Raw genomic sequence first — 20025 nt, forward strand, 5'->3', positions numbered from 1 at the left:
ATGCCCGCGCCACTCACGATCGCGGCCCGCCGCGCCATGGTCGCCGAACTCGTGCGCCAGGAACCCGACATCAGCGCCCGCAACATCGCAGCTCGGCTCGGGGTCGGCAAGGACACGATCCGCCGCGACCTCGACGCCAATGCGACGGCGCAGCGCCAGACCCAGCCTGACCCGGCAGCCCCCGAGGCGACCTCTGCGCCGGACGCGCCACCCAGCGCCCCGGACGGTGCGCCAGCCAGTGCGCCGGATGCGCCACCGGCCGCGCCGGCCGACGCGGACCGGCTCACCGTCGACCTCGACGACCAGCTGCGCGCCGACCTCGCCACCATGACCCGCACCGGCATGACCTCATGGGACGCCATCGCCACCGCCGTCAGCATCGTCGCCGGCACCTACCGCAACGCGTGGGCCTCCGGCCGCATCCCGGACGGCGTTGCCCCGCGCATCCTCACCTGCAACATCGCCCCGCACCGCGAGGAGGAGAGCCGCCCGTGATTGCACCGAAGGCCGTGGAGGCGGTCAGGAGTGAACTCGCCGCCCATCTCCGCTCGCGTAGCGAGTGGGACGAACAGCCCGCGTTGTTCACCATCCACCAGGTCCACGGGCCCGGTGTACGCATGATCCAGGTACCGGTTCCGGAGCAGGTGTGGACGACCTTCGGACACCCGCCCACCGCGGTGGTCGTGATCGCCGACATGGCGTTGGGACTGCCCCGGCGCCCGGACGGCTCGCACGTGTTCGTGATGCCCGACGTCGGGCCGCTGATCGGCGCTGCGTTCCGGTACGAGGCGTACGCGATCAGCGGGGACGCAGACCACCCCGCTGCCCGCGAGGCCGCCCGCCGCCGCAACGCCGGCGGATCGACGCCCCGCTTCGAGCACATCCCCGGCCGGGTCGAGCAGCGTTGCATCAACGCCGTGGACACCGACGGCGGACGCTACATGGCCAGCAGCAACCGCATCGACGAGTCCAAGCCGGACGCCGCCGAACCCAACGTGCACTACCTCGCGTTCGCCGACCCCAAGAGGGACACCCTGACGGGCAACGTCGTCGACGCCACCAACCGCTTCCTCAACGCCATCAAGCCAGCGCCAGCGAAAGGCCCGACCCGATGAAGCCCGTCGTGTGCAGCTTCTACATCCGTACCCCGGCCGGAGACGGCCAGTTCCACTACGAACCGGTCAACATCGGCAGCCCTCACGCTGACGGCAAGCTGCACACGCCGCACCCGCCCGCCATCGGGGACCTGATCCACCTGTGGGACACGATCAAGCGGCGGGGCGGCTCGTACGAGGTGCTCGCCCGGCAGTGGCTGCACAACAGCTACGGGTCGGCCAACTGGCCCGTCCTGGAGCTGCAGCCGACCGTGGGCCCGCTGCTGGAACTGATCGTGCAGAGGGCCGAGGGAGCCTTCCGCGACCAGGCGCCGACCGCCGACGACGAGGACGAGTGAACGCCATGGGACACCGCCCGTACCCGGACGTCGACCGGGCCCTCGCGCAGTTGGAGCGCCATCACACGCGGCAGGTGGTCACCATCCACGCGGACACGAGCGCACTCCAAGCTGCCTTCGGCCGGCTCCGCAGCATCGAACCGCCCGCCAGCCGCCTTGCGTACCCGCTCACCTTCTCCGCCGTCGGCAGAACCATCGCCGAAGCCTCCCGCTCGCGAGCAGCTGCCGCCGGACCGCGCTTGGAGTGGCCGGCCTCTCCGAGCAGCAATCAGGTGACCGAGAAACTGATCCGTGACCTCATCCCCGCCCTTGCCGCCGCCGACGGCCAGCACCTCACCGTCCGAACCGCAGCCGCCCAGGAGATGCCGGGTCTGCTGCGCCGCAAGCTGGTCGAGGAATCCGCCGAGGCGGCAGCGGCCGACGGGCAGCACCTCGTCGAGGAGCTCGCTGATGTGCTGGAGGTTGTGCGTGCTCTGGCGGCTGTTCACGACTTCGAGGTTGCTGATGTTGAGCGGGCGCGGGTGGCGAAGCTGTCGGCGCGTGGCGGGTTCGAGCGGGGGGTGGTGCTGGAGGGCACCCCGACTGTCGTGCCTGCCGCAGACCGGGCCCCTGAGACACCGCAACCCGAGACGCGCGTCGAGCTTCAGGTCTGGCCCCTCCAACGGGTCCTCACCGAGGTGTGCTGCGGCTCCCAGGACTGGACGTGGGAAGAAGAGTGGGCCGACCTCGCCCGCCGCCACGCCGAAACGGGCTACCTGGACAGGCTGGAGGAGCAGATCCGCGCGAACGGCATCACGATGCCGGTGCTGATCGGCTCGGACGGCCGGCTGTGGGATGGCCACCACCGGCTGTGCATCGCGGTCCGGCTCGGCATCGGCTACGTGCCGGTGGAGATCACGCAGACCGCCAGCGAGGAGCCTGGCTCGGGAGTTCTGGTGCAGCTCACCGACGCCGAGCTGCACGCGCGGTTCGCGCACCCTGCGTACGAGTACCGCACCACCGAAGGCCCCCGAAAGCAGTGGGACAACGCCGGGGTCCCGCCGGCCGACGACAACGGCGACCCCGACCCCACCTGGGAGCGCAACACCGACGCAGGCCGGGACGGCTGGGAGAGGTGGGACCACACCGAAGAGTCGTACTGGCGTCGCCCGCTGCCCCAGGAGCCGGGCCGGTGACCGCCCGCGTCCTCGGCCCGGCCCGCCCGCGGCTGTACCTGCTCGCCGCCGTCAGGGCACTGCTGCTCGCCTGGTCGGCGGTCGGCCCTCACCTTGTCCTGTTCGGCCGCCACCGCCGTACGGCCGTCGTCGGCGGCTACCACTGGCGCTACTGCGGCCACCGCTCCCACGGCCTGCGGCTGCCGTGCTGGCGCTGGTTCGTCTACGACGGCTACTGCGCCCGGCACAACACCTCCTGCTGGTCCTCGTGCGAGGGAGCGAACCGGTGAGCCACCGCTGCGAGGACTGCAACCGCTCGCGCTGCTCGGACTGCGGCCAGCACTACTGCTGCGAGCCATGTCCGTGCGAGCGAAGCCACAACTGCCCGTGCGAGTGCGCCGACCACGACCAGCGGATAACCGATGCCGAGTGAGCCCGCCACCGTCGAGTACCTGTACGGCATCGACAGCAGCGTGGCCGACGACTCCCGGTTCTACGAGCCGCCCCGCGTCATCCAGTTCCGGATCACGAAGAAGACCCCGAAGCGGATCTACTACGTGCGCCGCGAACGCATCCCGGGCGACATCGAGATCGGCTACGTGAACCGGCAGCAGATCGAAGCCGACGGGGAGATCTACAACCACGGCGCTGGCGGCTGGTGGGCGCCCGACTTCCACCTGTACCTGAACCCGCCCGAGCTCGAACAGCCGGCCAAGCGGGACCTCGCCACCCTGCGCGCCGAGATGGCCGACGCGCACCCTGACCGTGGCGGCACCGGTGAGGCGTTCATCGCCGCCCGCCAACGCTACGAGCGCGCCCGCAACCAGGAGAGGTCCCCGTGAAGCTCATCGACAACCCGGAGACCGATCCGCTGTGGCGCGGCCTGGTCATCGCCCGCGAGTCCGGCTGCCGGTGGATCGCTGTCCGCATGCTCGCCAACCACCGGCTCGTCTGCGTGTACGACGACGACACCTCTGGGTGCGCCGCGTACGGCTGGTGCTACCGGGGCATGGCCGCCCTCGTCGCGGCGGCCGCCGTGTTCGAGCCCGACACCCAGGACGAGCCCACCGGCTGGCACAAACGCGCAGGAGCCGACATCCGCCGCGCACCCCGGCGGCAGGAGGACCCGGAGTACAACCGGGACCGGTGCGTCCACGGCAGCTACCTGGACACCCTCGCTTGCCCCGTCACCCCGTTCTGCGAGGCGTTTCGGTAGAACGGCTGTCCTGGTCGGGCCATGTGGAACATGCTGGACACGTCAACGCTGCATAACTAGAGTTAGCTGTCATGAAGACCCCATTCAGAATCACCGGGGCGACTCTCGACGTGCTCGAAGTCCTCATCTCCGGCGAGGAACTACACGGCTTCTCCGTAGCCAAGGCCGCGGGAAAGCCCACCGGCAGCGTCTACCCGATCCTCCTCCGCCTCGAAGAGGCCGGCTGGGTTGAGAGCCGCTGGGAAGCCGAACACCCGGAGCCCGGTCGACCGCGAAGGCGGTTCTACCAACTCACGGCCGAAGGCATGACGTCCGCGCGAGCCACCGTCAAAGAGCGCCGGGGCCAGCTTCCTGCCCGGCGGGGCGGCAACTTGGGCCCGGCTCTCGGGTTCATGCGACGGCTAGGGGCGGCATGATGAGCACGGAAATCGTCACCGCCCTCGTGCTCGGACTCGTCATCAACGAGTTCTGCGACGTCTCGCCCTGGCTCGCCCGCAAGGTCATCTGGCTCGCGGCCCGGTGCGTTCCGGACGCCGAGGCGCGTCAGCGCCTGGAGGAGGAGTGGGCGGCAGGCATTCAGGACCGGCCAGGGAAGATCCTCAAGCTCCTCTCCGCACTCACCCTTCTCGCGAGCGCCATGACTAGCATCCGAGGCATGTACCTCGCCGGGCGCCCACGATTCCACCATGTGCGATGGATCGCTTCCGCACTCTTCGATCGCGAAGGCCGGATCGTCATGCTGACCGTGACGCTCAGCGGCGTGATCAATACGTACGCGAATCCGTGGAGCGATGGGCGATGGAGCATGCTCGTCACGCTTTCGCTTCTCTCGGTGGTCATCAACGGCGCCGACCTGTGGTGGAGGTTCCGGAAGGCGCGGCGCGGACGCTCGCACAGCGCTTGAACAGTTGTCGCAGCTGCCCCAGCTGCTTCCAACCTCCCCTAAATTGCCGGGCATTGTCAGACCCGCGTGGCATGCTGCGCCCAACCATGTGTGGAAGGGAGGTGAATGGAGATGTCGAAGAAGCAACAGGCTGCCGTCCTCATGGTCGCGGCCGTGGCCGGGCAGGTGGTCCTGAGCCGGTTCGCCAAGCAGCAGGCAGCCACACTCGGGCTGCCGGTTCTGGCCGTCAGCCTGGTCGGCCTGGCCATCGGCGCCGTTCTCCAGTAGCCGAGACAACGAGCCCCGCCCTCCCCGTAGCAACCAGGGAGGCCGGGGCTCAGCCGCGCCGAACTACCAATCTGGGGCCAGATGGTAGATCACTGGTACGACTGGTAGTTGCACACTGGGCCCGTGACCACCACGCGCACCGGACGTGACGGCCGGCCTCTCGTCACCACCGAGGAGGCCGCCTACAGCCTGGGCAGGACGGCGAAGCAGTTCCGGGACTGGGCGCGCCGCCGGGGCCTGGCCCCGGCCGGCTTCCGCCCGAACCCCTCGCGCGGCCAGCCGCTCGCCCTGTGGGACCTGGCCGACATCGGCGACGCCACGCGCCCGAGGGAAGCGGCTTGACCGGGAGTGTTGACCTGCTAGCGCTTGACTGCTAGCTCCGTGCCGCTCATTCTGTGTCATGGTGCACGTAGTGCCTCCGCAGCCCGGCCGGACGATGCCGGGCGTTCTGCTGCACGGACCCGCCCCGGATTGAGCTGCACCGTAACTCTGGCCTTCTGGGAGGGATTCCGCGATGGCGAACATCGTCTTCAACGTGGCTCTCGGGCGCATCGCCCAATACGCCAGCCTCCCCAACGCGAACGACGCCCTGGTCCTCGTGGCGCTGGAGGCATCCGGACTCGTCGCCGACTCGACGATGCGGGACTACGACACCCTCGCCGACGTCCTCGCCGGCGCGTCCAACGAGCAGACGACGGTGACCCGGAAGACGCTCTCCGGGGTGACGGTGACGGTCAACGACGCCAGCGACCGCGTCGACATCGACGCTGCTGACGTCGTGTACACGTCGCCGACGGGAAACCCGGTCGGCGCGGTCGTCGTCTGCTACGACCCGGACACGACCACGGGCACGGACGCCGACCTGATTCCGCTGACCAAGCACGACCTCAGCTGGACGCCGGACGGCAACACGTTCACCCTGACCATCGCCGATCTCCTCCGGGCCAGCTCCGCCGCCTAGCCGTGGCCAGCTTCAGCGACGACTTCGACCGCGGCAACACCAGCGACCTGGGCGCCGGGTGGGTCGAAGTGTCCGGGGACTGGTCTATCGCCTCCGCCCAGCTCTCCCCAGGCGCAGCAGGCGGCACGATCATCCTGCGGGCCGCAGGCACCATGGACAGCAGTGACCACTCCGCGCAAGTCACCATCGCCGCCACGGTCGCCGCCAGCCAGGGCGTATGGTGCCGCGGCAACTCCAACATCTCCAGCGGCTACCTGTGGCGCAACGACGGCTCGGAGTGGGCCCTGTTCAGCGTCGTCGGCGGTAGCTTCACCGTCATCGGCACCTACACGGCCGCCGCCGCGCCGGGCGACGTGGCGAAGGTGCAGGCAGTCGGATCGACCATCAAGGGCTACGTCAACGGCATCGAACGGGTCTCCGTCACCGACACCAGCGTCACCACGGGCACCAGCGTCGGCATCCGCTCGGAGTCCGCCGGCGCTCTCCGCTTCGATGACTTCGCCGCCGCGGACGTGACCGCCGGCGCGAACCTCACCCCCGCAGAATCCACCGAGACCGCGCAGCCCCTCACCGGCACGAAGACCACGGCCCTGGGTGTCGCAGCACAGACCGAGACGGCCGAGGCCCTGGCCGGCACCAAGGCGGCGCCGCTGCCCGCCGCAGCAGCCACCGAGACCGCGCAGCCCATCGCGGCCGCGAAGAGCCGCAGCCTCGGCCCAGCCACCTCCGTAGAGGCAGCCCAGCCCCTGACGGGCTCCAAGAGCGCCACCCTCGGCCCGGCCGTCGAGACCAGCACCGCGCGGCCTCTCGTCACAGCCAGCCCAGACGCTGACGCCGACTTCACCGTTGGAACGCCGCACGGCGCGCTCTACTCGGCCAGCGCACCGCAACCCGGACGGTGGGAGGTCGACGCACCGTGCTGATCCCTTCCACGTCCACGGAAAACCTGCACGTCCCCGTCACCGCACCCGAGAATGTCGACATCACGGGCAGCCCGCCCAGGCTCGCCATCCTGCCCGTCCACAACCGCAGCAACCCCACGGTCGCGGACTGGAAGACCGGAGCCTGGAACAGCGACAACGAGGCCGTGCTCCTCATCGGACCCGACGGCGGCGAGACCACCCTCACCCCCGGCGACTACCGCGTCTGGGTGTCCTTCGACCCGCCCGGCTCCGAGACCATCGTCCGCCTGTCCGGCTACCTCAACGTCATCTAGCGGCGCCACGGCCGGCCATCACCACCAGGCCGGAACGTCACCTCCGGAGCCGGCCCCGTACGCCGCTGCCGCGCCGTCGCCGCCACCGTCCCCAACATCAGCAGACCACCCAGCACCATCGGCGCCGGCGCGAACCGCATCCACACACCCAGCATGAACAGCACCAGGCCCACCACGAACACACCGAAAGCCGCATCGGTTCTCATCTGACCCCCCATAAGGCGATAGCCGACACCGTAGCGGGACGGGGGCGCCATGGGCAGGCGAACGGGATGGCGCGTCTGCAGCGTCCCCGGCTGCCCCGAGTTCACCCAGGCCGGCCGATGCGACGAGCACCGGCGTGAAGCCGAAGCCCAGCGCGGCACCGCCCGGCAGCGCGGCTACGGCCGCCAGCACGAGACCGAGTTCCGGCCCGCAGTCCTCGCCAAACACCCCACCTGCGTATGCACCGACACCACCCACGGCCACGCCGCGCCATGCCGCAAGCCCTCCAAGCACGCCGACCACTGGCCCCTCGACCGGCGCGAACTCGTCGCCCGCGGCCTCGACCCCAACGACCCGGTGCACGGCCGCGGCCTATGCGGGCCCTGCCACTCCAGCGAGACCGCCCAGCACCAGCCCGGAGGGTGGCACCAGTGACCGCGATCGACTACGACCTGGAGTTCCTGGAGGACGGGCGCACCATCGAGCTGATCTCGATCGGCCTGGTCTGCGACGACGGACGCGAGTACTACGCCGTGTCTCGACGGCTCACCGCCCGGACCTGGCGCGGATGGCAGCTGCGCCGACGCGTGCGGAACCACCCGTGGCTGATGGCCAACGTCATCCCGCGCCTGCCTCAGCCGCACGGCGACTGGCGCAACCACATGCCGAACGACTGGCTGTTCAACTACCTCGACCCTGCGGTGAAGCGGCACAAGACCATCGCCACGGACGTCCGCGACTTCATCCTGGCAGCAGGCCCGGACGCCGAACTGTGGGCGGACTACGGGGCGTACGACCACGTCGCCCTCGCCCAACTCTTCGGACCCATGATCGACCTGCCCGAAGGCGTCCCCATGTTCACCCACGACATCCAGCAGGAGCGGGCCCGCCTCGGCATCCCCGACACCGCCCTGCCGAAGCAGCACGCCGGCCAGCACAACGCCCTCGCCGACGCACGGCACAACCGGACCGTCAGGCTCTGGCTCGCCGAGCAGGACACACGGCGGGGTACACGGCAGGGCACCCTCGGCCCCGGGCACCGGAGCACGGGCTGATGCACATCACGGTCACGAACGGCGACCGCACCGTCGAGATCAGGATCAAGGGCCACTCGGCCAAGGCCCTGGCCAGAGCCGAAGCCACCGCGCTGCGCCTCCTCACCTCGGGCCCCGAGCCTCAGCCCAAGCCAGCACCGTTCGGCTACTCAGTCACCGCAGAGCACGAGCTGTCGAGCACGGACCAGGTCGACAGCACCGAGCACACAGACACGCTGCGCACCACGCAAGGCACGACCCCGAGCCCTGCCGTGCGCCAGCCGCTCCCCTGAGACGTCTCAGCCGGCCCTCCCGGGGTCGGCCGGGGTCTCCGTGATGATCATCTCCCTCCCCGGAGATCAGAATGATCATGGGCGAGACCAAGATCATGATCACGATTACTCTCGGTCATGATCACCTGGGGGGATATCCCAAGATCAACGATCTTGCCGGACCGCCGGGGAGGGCGATTCCAGTCTGTACGGATCCCAGGCCCGGCGCGACGCCGGTCCCGTGACCGTGCGTCACACCGTGTCCGGTGCCGCGATGGCCCGGCTGACGTGCCGTTCTGGCACTTGAAGGGGGCATCGCATGCCTCAGATTCCGAAGGACTCGAAGACCCGCCAGCGCCGCAACAAGGCGACCACCGCGCGCCGGCTGTCCGGCGTCCCGGACGACTTCCCCGTGCCGAAACTCCCCGGCGGCCGCCGCTGGCTCAAGCAGACCCGGCTCTGGTGGGAAGACGTGTGGGCGTCTCCCATGGCGAGCGAGTTCGTCGACGGCCGGGTCGACGTGCACGGCCTGATCATGCTGGCCGTGCTGGTGGACAACTTCTGGCGTGAGCCGTCGGCGTCCCTGGCGTCGGAGATCCGGCTGCAGCGGCAGTGCTTCGGACTGACCCCGATCGACCGCCGCCGTCTTCAGTGGGAGATCGAGCGGGGCGAGGACGCCTCCGAGCGGACCCGCCGACGCCGCACCGCCCAGGCGGCCGGCGGCCGGGGCGAACCTCCGCAGGACCCGCGGGCCACGCTGCACGCGGTGTAGGCCGTGGGCGTCCTGCACGTCCCCGCGCCGGACGCCGAACCCTGGCCCACCCTCGGACCCCAGGTCTGCGAGTTCCTCGAAGAGCGGTGCGTCCACGGCCCCGGCGACCTGCGCGGCGACGACTACCAGCTCGACGCAGAGAAGCGGGCGCTGATCTACCGCTGGTACGAGGTGTACCCGCAGAACCATCCGCGGGCCGGGCGGCGCCGCTTCAAGCGGGTCGGGCTCAGCGTCCGCAAGGGCACGGCGAAGACAGAGCTGGCCGCCGCGGTGGCGTACGCGGAGCTGCATGTCGAGGCGCCGGTGCGATGCGACGGGTTCGACTCGAAGGGCCGGCCGGTGGGGCGGCCGGTGCGGGACCCGTACATCCCGATGGTGGCGTACACCGAAGAGCAGACCTCGGACCTGGCGTACGGCGCGCTGTACGTGATGTGCACCGAGGGCCCGGACGCGGACCTGTTCGACTCGGGCCTGGAACGCATCATGCGGATCGGCGGCGACGGCAAGGCACAGGCCCTCGCCTCCTCGCCGGACTCGCGCGACGGCGCCCGTACGACGTTCCAGCACTTCGACGAGACCCACCGGTTCGTGCTGCCGCGGCTGCGCGAGGCGCATCAGACGATGCTCGCGAACATCCCCAAGCGCATGCTCGCGGACCCGTGGAGCCTGGAGACGACCACCACCTACACCCCTGGCGAGGGGTCGGTGGCGGAGGGGACGCACGAGTACGCGGAGCTGGTCGCGGAGGAGAAGGTCAAGGACCGGGCCCTGTGCTTCTTCCACCGTGAGGCCACCCCTCGCGAGGGCGAGGACTTGTCCGATGACGAGCAGTTGCGGGCGGCCATCCGCGAAGCGTCCGGCCCGGCGATCGCCTCATGGCCGGACTTCGAGGGGCAGGTCGACTACGTCGCCTCGCTCTACAACCACCCGGACACCGACCGCTCGTACTACGAGCGGGTCTGGCTCAACCGGCGGGTGCAGGCCGGACGGCAGGCGTTCGACGTGCGGCGGTGGCGCGACGAGCTGGCGCGGCCGGACTTCGTGGTGCCGGACGGGGACCCCATCGCCGTCGGCTTCGACGGTGCCCAGTTCCGCGACGCGACCGCTCTGATCGCCACGCACATCGAGACCGGCTTCCAGTGGCCGCTGGGCATCTGGGAGTGCCCGCCCGGCGAGACCGAGTGGGAGTGCCCCGAGGACGAGGTCGATGACGCCCTGGTCGAAGCCTTCGACCGGTTTCACGTCATCCGCGTGTACGCGGACCCGCCGTACTGGGACGGCATGGTCGTCCGCTGGAAGGGCCGGTGGGGGGAGAAGCGGGTCACCGAGTGGTGGACGAACCGGCCGAAGGCCATGGCCTACAGCGTGCGCGCCTACCACCGGGCGATGAAGGCCGGCGACGTCAGCCACAACGGTGACGAGACCTTCGCCCGGCACATCGCCAACGCCCGCAAGCGGGTGCTGAAGATGCTCGACGAGGACGGTCAGCCGCTGTGGGTGATCGAGAAAGAGCGCCACGACAGCCCGTTCAAGATGGACGGCGCGATGGCCGGGGACCTGTCGTGGGAGGCCCGGTCCGACGCCATCAAGGCCGGCCAGGGACGCCCGAAGAAGAAGTCCAAGATGGTGATCATGCGATGAGGGCGAGGTGAGCCGTGGCGCGCACCGAGCAGCAGTGGCTGAAGCACCTGATCCAGTGCCATGACCGGGAGAAGCCGGAACTGACGCTGCTGGACTCCTACTACGAGGGCGAGCAGCCGCTGTCCTACCTGGCGCCGGAGCTTCAGGCGGAGATGGACGAGCGGATCCGGCAGGTCGTCGTGAACTGGCCGCTCCTCGTCGCCGACAGCCTTGAGGAGCGCCTGGACGTCGAGGGCTTCCGCTTCCCGGACGAGGCGCAGGCCGACGAGGAGCTGTGGCGGATCTGGCAGGCGAACCGGCTGGACTCCAGGTCCCACCAGGGGCACCTGGACGGGCTGGTGATGCGGCGGGCGTACGTCATCGTCGGCGCCCGCGAGGACGACCCGAAGACACCGCTGATCACCGTGGAGTCGCCGCTCGATGTGTACGCGGAGCACGACCCCCGCACCGGGGCTGTGGCTGCGGCGGTGAAGCGCTGGTGCGAGGAGGAAGAGGGCGCCTCGCCGATCGAGCACGCGACGCTGTACCTGCCGGGGGCGACGTCGTGGTGGACGAAGGACCGCTCCGGCGTGTGGGCCGAGGACACCGGCGACGAGGGTGAGCCCACGCGCGACGACCACGGGCTCGGCGAGGTGCCGGTGGTGCCGCTCGCGAACCGGGCCCGCCTGAAGAAGCCGGGCGGGGTCAGTGAGCTGAAGGCCGTGATCCCGCTGTCGGATGCCGCCTGCAAGATCGCCACCGACATGATGGTCAGCGCGGAATACCACGCCACCCCGCGCCGCGTCGCGTTCGGTTTCGGTGAGGACGACTTCCAGGACGAGCAGGGCCGGAAGGTCTCGGCGTTCTCCCGGATCATCGGCCGGGTGTGGGCGACAGAACGCCGGCGCGGCTCGGGCGAGGACGGCGGCGCGGACGTCATCCAGTTCCCCGAGGCGCAGCTGAAGAACTTCCACGACACGATCAACCAGCTCGCGCAGCTCGTCGCCAGCCTGGCCGGTCTGCCGCCTCACTTCCTCGGCTACACCAGCCAGAACCCGGCCAGCGCCGACGCCATCCGGTCCTCGGAGTCGAGGCTCGTGAAGCGGGCCGAGCGGCGCCAGCGCGAGTGGGGCGAGGCGTGGGAGCAGGTGATGCGGCTCGCGCTGCGGATCCGCGACGGCGAGTGGGACCCGCGGGTGATGAGCCTGGAGACGGTATGGAGGGACGCCTCCACCCCCACCGTCGCGCAGGCGGCGGATGCCGCAGTGAAGAAGTACTCGGCGAAGATCGTGCCGCTGCGGCAGACCCGCGAGGATCTCGGCTACTCGCAGGCGCAGATCGCGCGCATGGAGGAGCAGGACCGTGAGGCCGCCGAGGACGCCATGGCCCGGGTCCTCGCCGGGGACCTGGCCGCTCTGCAGGCCGGGCCGAAGCCGGGCGTGGACGACGAGGACGAGCCGCTGCCCGAGCCGGCGGACGCCGCGTGACGACAGCGCCCGAGCGCCTGTCCGCCGTTCAGCTGGCGGAGGCGTACTACGTGGCGCAGTCCCGGCTCGCGCGCCGTACGGCCGACCGCGTGCAAGACCTGTGGCGGGAGCTGGATCGCCGGGACCTGACCGGCTCCTGGGAGGCCCTGGTGGGGCCGCGGATCGTCGAGGCCGTCGCCGTCGGCCAGTTCGCGGCGGCCACCCAGGCCGACCCGTACCTGAACGCCATCGAGGCCGCCGACGGCAGCGAACCCGACGGCACGCGTCTGCGGGCGGCAGCATTCGCCGGGCACGCCTCCGACGGCCGGTCGCTTGAGTCGCTGCTGTACCTGCCGGTCATCTCCACCAAGCAGGCCATCGGCGCCGGCCTGGACGACGTCGAAGCGATGATGCGGGGCCTGAACCAGCTCCTGAAGATGGCCGCCACCCAGGTCGCCGACGCCGGCCGTACGGCGGTCGGCGCGGGCATCGCGGGACGGCGCACGATCCAGGGCTACATCCGCATCGCCGCCGCCCCGTGCTGCGCCCGCTGCGCCATCCTGTCCGGCAAGGAATTCGGGTGGAACGCGGGCTTTCAGCGGCACCCGCGGTGCGACTGCATCCACATGCCGGCCACCCTGATCGCCCGATCCAGCCTGCGGCGCGGCTTCCTGGAGCGCCGGGAGATGGCGCCCACCGTCGGCCGGGGCGGGCCGCGTGGCTTCGTCGACGCACAGACGTACTTCGGTTCGCTGTCCCGGCGCGAGCAGGACCGCATCTTCACGATCGCCGGGGCTCGCGCGATCCGGGCGGGCGCGGACATCACCTCGGTCGTGAACGCCCGCCGCGGCATGTACACGGCGTCCGCCTTCGGCCGCAGGGTCAGGGCGACCCGCGAGGGCACCACGACGAGGGGCGCGTTTTACCGCTCGGAGCGGACCCGCGCCATCAGGCGCGGGCAGGTCCCGGCCGACATCGGCCGCCAGTTCCGCCTTCGGACCCCCCGGCTCATGCCGGAGGAGATCTTCCGGCTCGCCGAGAGCCGGGACGAAGCGATCCGCATGCTGCGGCGCTTCGGCTACATCGACGGCTGAGAAGCCTCGCTCTGTCCGCGCGCGATGCGCGGCTGCTCACCGATCCCGCGACGGGAGACCCACCTGATGTATCTGCGTAACCGCTGGCTGCCCGCTGCCCGAGGCGGTGTGGACTGGTTCAGCATCACCCGCCACGACGACCCCGACCCGGCCGATCCCAAGGATCCGGCGGACCCGGCCGACCCGAAGGACCCCGAGGGCGACCCGGACCCGGCCGATCCGAAGGACCCGGATGACGGGCTCGGCGACGCCGGGAAGCGCGCGCTCCAGAAGGAGCGGGCCGAGAAGCAGGCCGCGAAGAAGGAGCTCGCCGCCGCGAAGAAGGCTGCCGCCGACGCCCAGGCGAAGGTTCAGGAGTACGAGGACCGCGACAAGTCCGAGCTGGACAAGGCGACCAGCCGGGCGGAGGCCGCGGCGAGGCGCGCGGAAGCCGCGACGGCCCGCGCCGTGCGTGCGGAGGTCAAGGCCGCAGCCGCAGAGTTCGCCGACCCCGACGATGCGGTCGCGTTCCTCGACCTGGCCGCGTACGCCGACGCCGACGGCGAGATCGACACGGCAGGCATCGCCTCCGACCTCGCTGAGCTGCTGGAACGCAAGCCGCACCTGAAGAAGCAGGCTGCCGCCGATCCGAAGGATCCGAAGCAGCCGAAGCCCGACCCCAGCCAGGGGCCGCGCAAGGACCCGCCGCCCGCCGACTGGCGCACCGCCGACCGATCCGCCGTCGACGCCGAACTGGCCAAGTACGGCGTGAAGCTGCGCCGCTGACGTGATCCGTATCCGTGCCCGGCTGACGGACGGTCGCACCTCGATCGAGGTCGACGGTCACGAAGGCCACGTCGAGGACGGGCGGGTCTGCGCAGCGGTGTCGGCCATCACACAGACCGCGCTGCTCGGCCTGGAGCAGGTCGCAGCACAACACCCGGACCTCGTGTCCGTCGAGATCACACAGGAGTAGACATGACCCTGACCGCTCGCCGGTCGTGGTTCCGGCTCGACCGGCACGACGGCCTCCGCACGCTCATCCCGTCCCCGGCGGCCGCGCGGCCGTGGTTCGACCTCGGCCGTCACGACGTCCGGTCCACCCTGCCGGCGGCGATCCGCGCGATCATGCAGGACGGGCTCCTGGACCGGATGTTCCACGAGTCCCTGCGGCCCGAGCTGCTGTTCCCGCAGATCGCCGACCCGGAGCCGTGGCAGGGCGGCCTCGGCGACCGCCGGATCATGACCCGCAACGGGCTCATGACGCCGGACCCGACCGCCATCACCGGCTCCGACGCCAGCACCGGCACCTACGACATCGAGCAGTGGGAAGTCGTGATGGACCAGTACGGCAAGGCGGTGGAGACCAACATGCTCCAGAGCCGCATGACGCTCGCGAGCAAGTTCCTCAACGACGTGTCCAGGCTCGGCATCCACGCCGGCCAGACCATCAACCGGCTGGCCCGGAACAAGCTGTACCGGGGGTACGCGGGCGGCCGTACGTACTGCCGCACGGCGGGCTCGTCGGACACGTCGATCGTGGTCGCGAGCGTCGACGGTTTCACCCACAAGATCGTCAACGGGGTCCCGACGCCGGTTTCCGGTGCGAACCCGCTGACCGTCAGCATCGAGGGCGTCGCCAACACCGTCACCGGCGTCGACACCGTCACGGGCACCCTGACCCTGGGCACCGCCCGGGCCGACGTGCTCGGTGACTCGGTCGTCTCCGCGCAGGCCCCGTACTCGGTACGCGCGGGCACGTCCAACGACAGCGCCTTCGACCTCGGCGCCGGCGACCTGATCAAGTTCTCGCACTTCCGGGCTGCGGTCGCCCGGCTGCGGCGTATGAGCGTTCCCTCGGCCGAGGGCGGCAACTACGTCGCCCACATCGACAGCGTGACCGAGTCGCAGCTGTTCGAGGACACCGAGTTCCAGAACCTCTACCAGGGGCGCGCCGACTCGGAGACCTACCGGGACCTGGCCCTCGGCGTGTTCGGCGGCATCGTGTGGGTCCGCAACGAGGAGGTGCCGTACCTCACCACCGCCTCGACCGGATACGAGGACCTCCTGACGACCGTGCACCGACCGGTCGTCGTCGGCTCGGGTGCCCTCGTGTCCGCTCCGTTCGAGGACATCGGCGGCCTGCTCCGGGAGACCGGCGTCGCGGACGTCCCCGAGATCGCCATGATCAACGTGGCGCCGGGCGTGGACGTGGCCCGTATCGTCCGCCCGCCGCAGGACCGCCTGCAGCAGATCGTCTCCACCGCCTGGTCGTGGGTCGGCGACTACGGCGTCCCGAGCGACAGCCTCGCCAACGGCGACCCGGCCCAGTTCAAGCGGGCCGTGATGCTGGAGCACTCCGCGAACTGACCGCCCGCCCCACCCGGCTGCGGCCGGGTGGGGCCCGGAGAGGAGGATCTCGTGCGCGTACGCGTCAACGAGAACATCAAGCTGTTCCAGGGTCACGTCCCCGTACGGCTCGCCGAGGGGCAGGAGGTCACCGGTGAACTCGCCGCCCTGCTGCTGAAGAGCGCCCCCGGCAAGGTGACCTGCCTGGACGCCCCCGAGGAGAGCGAGTCGGGCCAGACTCCGGGGCACCGGGAGCCGTGCGTCGACGGCGACGTGTGCGACGGCCCTCACTGCCCGCCCGAGTCCGACCCGGACGCGGACGCGACCGACCCCGGTGATCCGCCGCCGTCCGACGAGCTGGACATCACCGCGGCGGTCGGCAAGGTCCTCGACTGGGTCGGCGACGACCCCGAGCGGGCTGAGCAGGCGGCCGCCGCCGAGCAGGCCACCGACAAGCCGCGCGCCACGCTGCTGAAGCAGCTCGCCAAGCTCACCGAGAGCTGAGGGGAGGCTGCCGTGGCTCTTCCCCCGCTGGCGACGGTGGCCGACCTCGGCAGCCTGGCGGAGTCGGCGCCGGCCGCAGACGTGCAACTGGCGCTGCGGTGGGCGTCGGGCCGGGTACGCCGGTACGTCCGGCAGGACATCACGCTCGTCGAGGACGACACGATCGACCTGCCCGGCGGTGAGCGGGTGCTGACGCTGCCGCAGCGGCCCCTCGTCGTCGACGAGGAGCACCCGCTCACCGTCGTCGAACTGGCGGAGCCCGGGGGTGTCGAGGTCATCGCGGTCGAGAACCGGGACTACACCCGGCTCGGCAGTGAACTCACCCGCAGCCAGTCCTACTACGCGCTGACCCGCATCGCGGGCTGGCCCTACCAGCGTCAGCTGGGCGTGTGGGCGCCCAGGGTGCGGGTCACCTACAGCCACGGCGACGCGGAGATTCCCGACGACATCGTGGAGATCGTCGTGGACCTCGCAAAGATGAACCTGGCCAACCCGGAGAACCTCCGCAGCGTCGCGATCGACGACTACAGCCGCACGTTCGCGGCGGAGACGATCGGGGGCGCCCGGCTCACCCGGGCGCACAAGGAAGACCTGCGGCCCTACCGGCGGGCCGCGTTCTCGGTGGCCCCGTCGTGAGCGCGCTCGACGCCGCTCTCGCCGCCGGCCGCCGTGAGGCCGAGGCCCTGATGCGCGACACCGTCAGCGTCTACCGGCCGGGCCCCGACCTGTTCGACCGGGACTCAGGGCAGACGGTGCCCGGCCAGCCCGCGGTCACCTTCTACACCGGCCGGGCGCGGGTGAAGGTCGAGCAGCTCGCCGACTCCGAAGTCCAGGCTGGCGAGCAGGAGGTCACGCTCCGGCAGTACAAGGTGACGATCCCGTTCGCCACGGAGCTGCCCGAGACTGGCGAACGGCCCCGGCCGGGCGACGTCATCGACGTGACCGCATCCCCGGACCCGCGGCTGACGGGACTGCGGCTGTGGGTGTCCGGCGTGCAGTACAGCGGCACCGCCACGGCGTGGCGGATCATCGCGGAGGACAGGTCACCATGAGCATCAACGCGAACACCCGCCAACTGGACGAACTGGCGAGGGTGTTCCGCGCCAACGGCGCCCGCGCGCAGGTGCAGGCGCGGGCGGTGGTGGCGCGCGGCGCGCTGAACGTGAAGAACGCCTGGCGGGCGAACGCGACGGCGAGCTCGGGCAGGCATGCGCGCCTGTATCCGGCGTCCATCAGCTACGACATGCGGCCGCACCCGACCGGGGCATCGGCTGAGATCGGCCCGGACAAGGGCAGGCCGCAGGGTCCGCTCGGCAACCTGCTGGAGTTCGGGTCGGTCAACAACCCGCCGCACATGGACGGCGCCCGGGCGCTGGCGGCGGAGGCGGCGGCTTTCACGCTGCACGTGGCGGCGATCGGCGCCCAGATGGGGCGCGGATGAGTACCCCGCCCGCAGTCCTGCCGCACCGGGACGCGGTCAGGGCCGCGCTGGAGGCCGCACCGCTGGTGGTCGGCCTGGGCCGCGCCCCCGACCCGGTCCCGGCCGACCGCATGTACGTGGTCCTGTACTTCACGCCGGGGCAGGCGGTGTCGGAGTCACTGGCTGACGCCCGCACAGACTTCGACTGCATGTTCCAGGTGACGTGCGTGGCCCCGACCGAGGAGCGCTGCCTGTGGCTGGCCGACAAGGTCCGCCGGGCCCTGCACGCGCCGGTCGCGGTGACGGGCCGCACCACGTGGCGGCCGGAGGATCTCGGCGGCCCCCCGGTGCAGCGCGACGACGACGTCTCCCCGCCGCTGTTCTACGTCCCGATCCAGTACCACCTCAAATCCACCTCGTAGGAGGAGCCTCGTGGCCACTCTCACCACGCAAGCCATCGTCGCCGCCGGCACCGACCCGACCTACGCCGCCGCCGCGGGCGGCGGCGACAAGGTCAGGCCCGGCCCGACGACGTTCCTGCACGTCATGAACGGCGGCGGCTCGCCGATCACCGTCACGGTCGCCGCGCCCGGCAACTTCTACGCCTCGGTGGCCAACCCGGATCTGACCGTCACGGTGGACGCGTCCGGCGAGAAGATGATCCCCATCCCGGCGACTCCGTTCGCGGACAACTCCGACTCGGGTCTCGCGGCGGTCACCTACTCCGGCGTGACGTCCGTGACCGTGGCCGCTCTGTCCATCTGACCGCCGCCCCCGCACAGCCCGCCCGCCCCGCCTCGTCGGGGCTTTTTTCATGCCCCGAAGGAGGACACGTCCATGTCCGACGTGATCAACGACGGTAAGACCCGGGTCTACTGGGTCACCACGATCGCCAACATCGCTGCGCCGACGGTCGCGGAGCTGAACGCCGGTCTCAACTTCACCGAGCGGATCACCCCCGACGGCCTGAACATCCCGGCCGAGACCGCCGACGTCGACAACTCCAGCCTCGCGTCGACGTTCACCACCAACCGTGCCGGCCGCCGTAGCTTCTCCCCGGAGGTCACGTTCAAGCGGGGCGACAACCCCACCGACGACCTGCCGTGGACCACGCTTCCGTACCAGACCACCGGCTACCTCGTCGTGCGTCGCATCCTGGCCTACACCACTGCCTGGGCCGCCGCGCAGAAGTGCGAGGTCTACCCCGTCGAGTGTGGCGAGCGGAACAGCATTCCGCCGGCGCCGAACGAGGTCGCGAAGTTCACCAGCCAGATGAAGCTGCGCGCCGAGCCGAACACGGACGCGACGGTCGCCTGATGCCCGACATCAAGGACATCCTCGCGAAGGCGAAGCCGCGCGAGCACACGGTGCCGATCTGTCTCGCCGGGGATGTGGCCGCCGAGGTCGAGCGCCTGGAGGCGGAGCTGGCGGCGACCTCGTCGTGGCAGCAGCAGTCGCTCGCCGAGGCCAACCCCGGCATCGAGATCGCCGAGAAGATCAAGGACGCCCGGGAACGAATGGCGGCCGCCGAGGTCCCGTTCACGTTCCGGGCGCTCGGCGCGAAGGCGTGGAGCGATCTCGTGGCGGAGCATCCGGGCAAGACCCCGGAAGAGGCGTGGGACGACGAAACCCTCGCTCCTGCGCTGGTGGCCGCGTGCGCGATCGACCCGGTGATGACGCCCGAGGACGTCGACGCCCTGTTCGAGACGCTCAACCTGGGGCAGCGCCAGGAACTCATCAACGCCGCCTGGTCCGTGAACAGCGAGGGCACCTCCGTCCCTTTCGCGCTGCACGCCTCCGCGATCCTCGCCTCCCACACCGGCGGGAAGTAGAGACCGCCCGCGCCTGGGGCGTGCCCCGGTCGATCTTCCTCGGCCGTCCGTGGCCGCAGCCGGGGGAACCGCTGTGGACGGACGAGGACCGGGAGTGGGCGCTCGCCCTGCACCACATCGAGCAGGACGTGTGCCCGGACTGCCGCCAGCCGTGGGGTGACGCCACGGAGAAGAAGAACGAAGGGACGTGGAAAGCGCAGTTGGTGCGCTGCCACGCCTGCCACACAGCGGCCCGCACCGTGGGTCAGTTCGAATCCAGCGGCGGCGACATGCGCGGCCTCCACGTCAACCTGACCAGGGGGTGAGCC

General features: G+C 70.7%; 34 protein-coding genes. 33 read left to right on the plus strand and 1 reads right to left on the minus strand.

Annotated features, from left to right (window positions below; all coding sequences use genetic code 11):
• From SCAB_RS47095 to SCAB_RS29155, 14 genes are all read left to right on the plus strand, one after another.
• The gene (locus tag SCAB_RS47095; RefSeq protein ID WP_148274232.1) at window positions 1-495 is read left to right on the plus strand and encodes a DeoR family transcriptional regulator; all 495 of its coding nucleotides are present in this window, start codon (window positions 1-3) and stop codon (window positions 493-495) included.
• Entirely contained in the window at window positions 492-1115 is a 624-nt protein-coding gene (locus SCAB_RS29100; protein ID WP_041669775.1) for a hypothetical protein, read from the plus strand. Before SCAB_RS47095 ends, SCAB_RS29100 begins: the two co-directional genes overlap by 4 nt.
• On the plus strand, window positions 1112-1453 hold the full coding sequence (locus SCAB_RS29105; protein ID WP_013003671.1) for a hypothetical protein: 342 nt from the start codon (window positions 1112-1114) through the stop codon (window positions 1451-1453). Before SCAB_RS29100 ends, SCAB_RS29105 begins: the two co-directional genes overlap by 4 nt.
• 5 nt (window positions 1454-1458) lie before the next feature.
• Window positions 1459-2628 (plus strand): ParB N-terminal domain-containing protein, encoded by a 1170-nt coding sequence (locus tag SCAB_RS47420; protein ID WP_158512263.1) that lies wholly within the window; start codon window positions 1459-1461, stop codon window positions 2626-2628.
• Window positions 2625-2897, plus strand: a complete 273-nt coding sequence (locus SCAB_RS29115; protein WP_013003673.1) for a hypothetical protein — start codon at window positions 2625-2627, stop codon at window positions 2895-2897. Before SCAB_RS47420 ends, SCAB_RS29115 begins: the two co-directional genes overlap by 4 nt.
• 132 nt (window positions 2898-3029) lie before the next feature.
• On the plus strand, window positions 3030-3449 hold the full coding sequence (locus tag SCAB_RS29120) for a hypothetical protein (protein WP_013003674.1): 420 nt from the start codon (window positions 3030-3032) through the stop codon (window positions 3447-3449).
• Complete coding sequence (locus tag SCAB_RS29125; RefSeq protein WP_013003675.1) at window positions 3446-3823, plus strand: hypothetical protein; 378 nt, start codon at window positions 3446-3448, stop codon at window positions 3821-3823. The genes SCAB_RS29120 and SCAB_RS29125 overlap by 4 nt, the downstream gene beginning before the upstream one ends.
• A 71-nt stretch (window positions 3824-3894) precedes the next feature.
• Window positions 3895-4239 (plus strand): PadR family transcriptional regulator, encoded by a 345-nt coding sequence (locus SCAB_RS29130; protein ID WP_041669777.1) that lies wholly within the window; start codon window positions 3895-3897, stop codon window positions 4237-4239.
• Window positions 4236-4727 (plus strand): hypothetical protein, encoded by a 492-nt coding sequence (locus tag SCAB_RS47100; RefSeq protein ID WP_013003677.1) that lies wholly within the window; start codon window positions 4236-4238, stop codon window positions 4725-4727. The genes SCAB_RS29130 and SCAB_RS47100 overlap by 4 nt, the downstream gene beginning before the upstream one ends.
• 111 nt (window positions 4728-4838) lie before the next feature.
• Window positions 4839-4994, plus strand: a complete 156-nt coding sequence (locus tag SCAB_RS47425) for a hypothetical protein (protein ID WP_158512264.1) — start codon at window positions 4839-4841, stop codon at window positions 4992-4994.
• Between the two features lie 123 nt (window positions 4995-5117).
• Complete coding sequence (locus SCAB_RS29140; protein WP_013003679.1) at window positions 5118-5336, plus strand: hypothetical protein; 219 nt, start codon at window positions 5118-5120, stop codon at window positions 5334-5336.
• Between the two features lie 172 nt (window positions 5337-5508).
• A complete protein-coding gene (locus SCAB_RS29145; RefSeq protein ID WP_013003680.1) occupies window positions 5509-5955 on the plus strand; it encodes a hypothetical protein in 447 nt (148 codons plus the stop codon).
• Between the two features lie 2 nt (window positions 5956-5957).
• Window positions 5958-6878: a hypothetical protein gene (locus SCAB_RS29150; RefSeq protein WP_013003681.1), complete on the plus strand. Its 921-nt coding sequence runs from the start codon at window positions 5958-5960 to the stop codon at window positions 6876-6878.
• Complete coding sequence (locus SCAB_RS29155) at window positions 6872-7171, plus strand: hypothetical protein (RefSeq protein WP_041669779.1); 300 nt, start codon at window positions 6872-6874, stop codon at window positions 7169-7171. The genes SCAB_RS29150 and SCAB_RS29155 overlap by 7 nt, the downstream gene beginning before the upstream one ends.
• On the opposite strand, the gene SCAB_RS29160 is transcribed toward SCAB_RS29155, so the two are convergent.
• Window positions 7168-7377 (minus strand): hypothetical protein, encoded by a 210-nt coding sequence (locus SCAB_RS29160; protein ID WP_013003683.1) that lies wholly within the window; start codon window positions 7375-7377, stop codon window positions 7168-7170. The two genes, SCAB_RS29155 and SCAB_RS29160, sit on opposite strands and share 4 nt — an antisense overlap.
• 49 nt (window positions 7378-7426) lie before the next feature.
• Between SCAB_RS29160 and SCAB_RS29165 the strand changes: the two genes are divergently transcribed.
• The 19 genes from SCAB_RS29165 (at window position 7427) to SCAB_RS29255 (ending at window position 20022) form a co-directional block, all read left to right on the plus strand.
• Window positions 7427-7810 carry a hypothetical protein gene (locus SCAB_RS29165; RefSeq protein WP_013003684.1) on the plus strand — a complete coding sequence of 128 codons (384 nt, stop codon included), beginning with the start codon at window positions 7427-7429 and terminating at the stop codon, window positions 7808-7810.
• The gene (locus SCAB_RS29170) at window positions 7807-8430 is read left to right on the plus strand and encodes a 3'-5' exoribonuclease domain-containing protein (protein ID WP_013003685.1); all 624 of its coding nucleotides are present in this window, start codon (window positions 7807-7809) and stop codon (window positions 8428-8430) included. Before SCAB_RS29165 ends, SCAB_RS29170 begins: the two co-directional genes overlap by 4 nt.
• Window positions 8430-8702 carry a hypothetical protein gene (locus SCAB_RS29175; RefSeq protein ID WP_013003686.1) on the plus strand — a complete coding sequence of 91 codons (273 nt, stop codon included), beginning with the start codon at window positions 8430-8432 and terminating at the stop codon, window positions 8700-8702. Before SCAB_RS29170 ends, SCAB_RS29175 begins: the two co-directional genes overlap by 1 nt.
• A 298-nt stretch (window positions 8703-9000) precedes the next feature.
• On the plus strand, window positions 9001-9453 hold the full coding sequence (locus tag SCAB_RS29180) for a phage terminase small subunit (protein ID WP_013003688.1): 453 nt from the start codon (window positions 9001-9003) through the stop codon (window positions 9451-9453).
• A 3-nt stretch (window positions 9454-9456) separates the two neighbouring features.
• The gene (locus tag SCAB_RS29185; protein ID WP_013003689.1) at window positions 9457-11094 is read left to right on the plus strand and encodes a terminase; all 1638 of its coding nucleotides are present in this window, start codon (window positions 9457-9459) and stop codon (window positions 11092-11094) included.
• A gap of 14 nt (window positions 11095-11108) precedes the next feature.
• Window positions 11109-12560, plus strand: a complete 1452-nt coding sequence (locus tag SCAB_RS29190) for a phage portal protein (RefSeq protein WP_013003690.1) — start codon at window positions 11109-11111, stop codon at window positions 12558-12560.
• Window positions 12557-13633 carry a hypothetical protein gene (locus tag SCAB_RS29195; RefSeq protein ID WP_013003691.1) on the plus strand — a complete coding sequence of 359 codons (1077 nt, stop codon included), beginning with the start codon at window positions 12557-12559 and terminating at the stop codon, window positions 13631-13633. The genes SCAB_RS29190 and SCAB_RS29195 overlap by 4 nt, the downstream gene beginning before the upstream one ends.
• 66 nt (window positions 13634-13699) lie before the next feature.
• Window positions 13700-14398, plus strand: coding sequence for a hypothetical protein (locus SCAB_RS47430; RefSeq protein WP_049875790.1), 699 nt, complete (start codon window positions 13700-13702; stop codon window positions 14396-14398).
• A 1-nt stretch (window position 14399) separates the two neighbouring features.
• Window positions 14400-14588 (plus strand): ribosomal-processing cysteine protease Prp, encoded by a 189-nt coding sequence (locus tag SCAB_RS29205; RefSeq protein ID WP_013003693.1) that lies wholly within the window; start codon window positions 14400-14402, stop codon window positions 14586-14588.
• Window positions 14589-14590: 2 nt separating this feature from the next.
• Window positions 14591-15982 carry a hypothetical protein gene (locus tag SCAB_RS29210; protein ID WP_013003694.1) on the plus strand — a complete coding sequence of 464 codons (1392 nt, stop codon included), beginning with the start codon at window positions 14591-14593 and terminating at the stop codon, window positions 15980-15982.
• A gap of 51 nt (window positions 15983-16033) precedes the next feature.
• A complete protein-coding gene (locus SCAB_RS29215) occupies window positions 16034-16465 on the plus strand; it encodes a hypothetical protein (protein ID WP_041669782.1) in 432 nt (143 codons plus the stop codon).
• A 12-nt stretch (window positions 16466-16477) separates the two neighbouring features.
• Entirely contained in the window at window positions 16478-17101 is a 624-nt protein-coding gene (locus tag SCAB_RS29220; protein ID WP_013003696.1) for a hypothetical protein, read from the plus strand.
• Window positions 17098-17517: a DUF6093 family protein gene (locus SCAB_RS29225; protein ID WP_013003697.1), complete on the plus strand. Its 420-nt coding sequence runs from the start codon at window positions 17098-17100 to the stop codon at window positions 17515-17517. Before SCAB_RS29220 ends, SCAB_RS29225 begins: the two co-directional genes overlap by 4 nt.
• The gene (locus tag SCAB_RS29230) at window positions 17514-17906 is read left to right on the plus strand and encodes a hypothetical protein (RefSeq protein ID WP_013003698.1); all 393 of its coding nucleotides are present in this window, start codon (window positions 17514-17516) and stop codon (window positions 17904-17906) included. The genes SCAB_RS29225 and SCAB_RS29230 overlap by 4 nt, the downstream gene beginning before the upstream one ends.
• Window positions 17903-18307 (plus strand): hypothetical protein, encoded by a 405-nt coding sequence (locus SCAB_RS29235; RefSeq protein ID WP_013003699.1) that lies wholly within the window; start codon window positions 17903-17905, stop codon window positions 18305-18307. Before SCAB_RS29230 ends, SCAB_RS29235 begins: the two co-directional genes overlap by 4 nt.
• A 10-nt stretch (window positions 18308-18317) precedes the next feature.
• The gene (locus tag SCAB_RS29240) at window positions 18318-18650 is read left to right on the plus strand and encodes a hypothetical protein (RefSeq protein ID WP_013003700.1); all 333 of its coding nucleotides are present in this window, start codon (window positions 18318-18320) and stop codon (window positions 18648-18650) included.
• A 72-nt stretch (window positions 18651-18722) separates the two neighbouring features.
• Window positions 18723-19202 carry a phage tail tube protein gene (locus SCAB_RS29245; protein WP_013003701.1) on the plus strand — a complete coding sequence of 160 codons (480 nt, stop codon included), beginning with the start codon at window positions 18723-18725 and terminating at the stop codon, window positions 19200-19202.
• Window positions 19202-19717 (plus strand): hypothetical protein, encoded by a 516-nt coding sequence (locus SCAB_RS29250; RefSeq protein WP_013003702.1) that lies wholly within the window; start codon window positions 19202-19204, stop codon window positions 19715-19717. The genes SCAB_RS29245 and SCAB_RS29250 overlap by 1 nt, the downstream gene beginning before the upstream one ends.
• 20 nt (window positions 19718-19737) lie before the next feature.
• Entirely contained in the window at window positions 19738-20022 is a 285-nt protein-coding gene (locus SCAB_RS29255) for a hypothetical protein (protein ID WP_013003703.1), read from the plus strand.
• Window positions 20023-20025: the final 3 nt, after the last annotated feature.

Origin of the sequence: Streptomyces scabiei 87.22 (genome assembly GCF_000091305.1) — a bacterium.
Classification (GTDB): domain Bacteria; phylum Actinomycetota; class Actinomycetes; order Streptomycetales; family Streptomycetaceae; genus Streptomyces; species Streptomyces scabiei.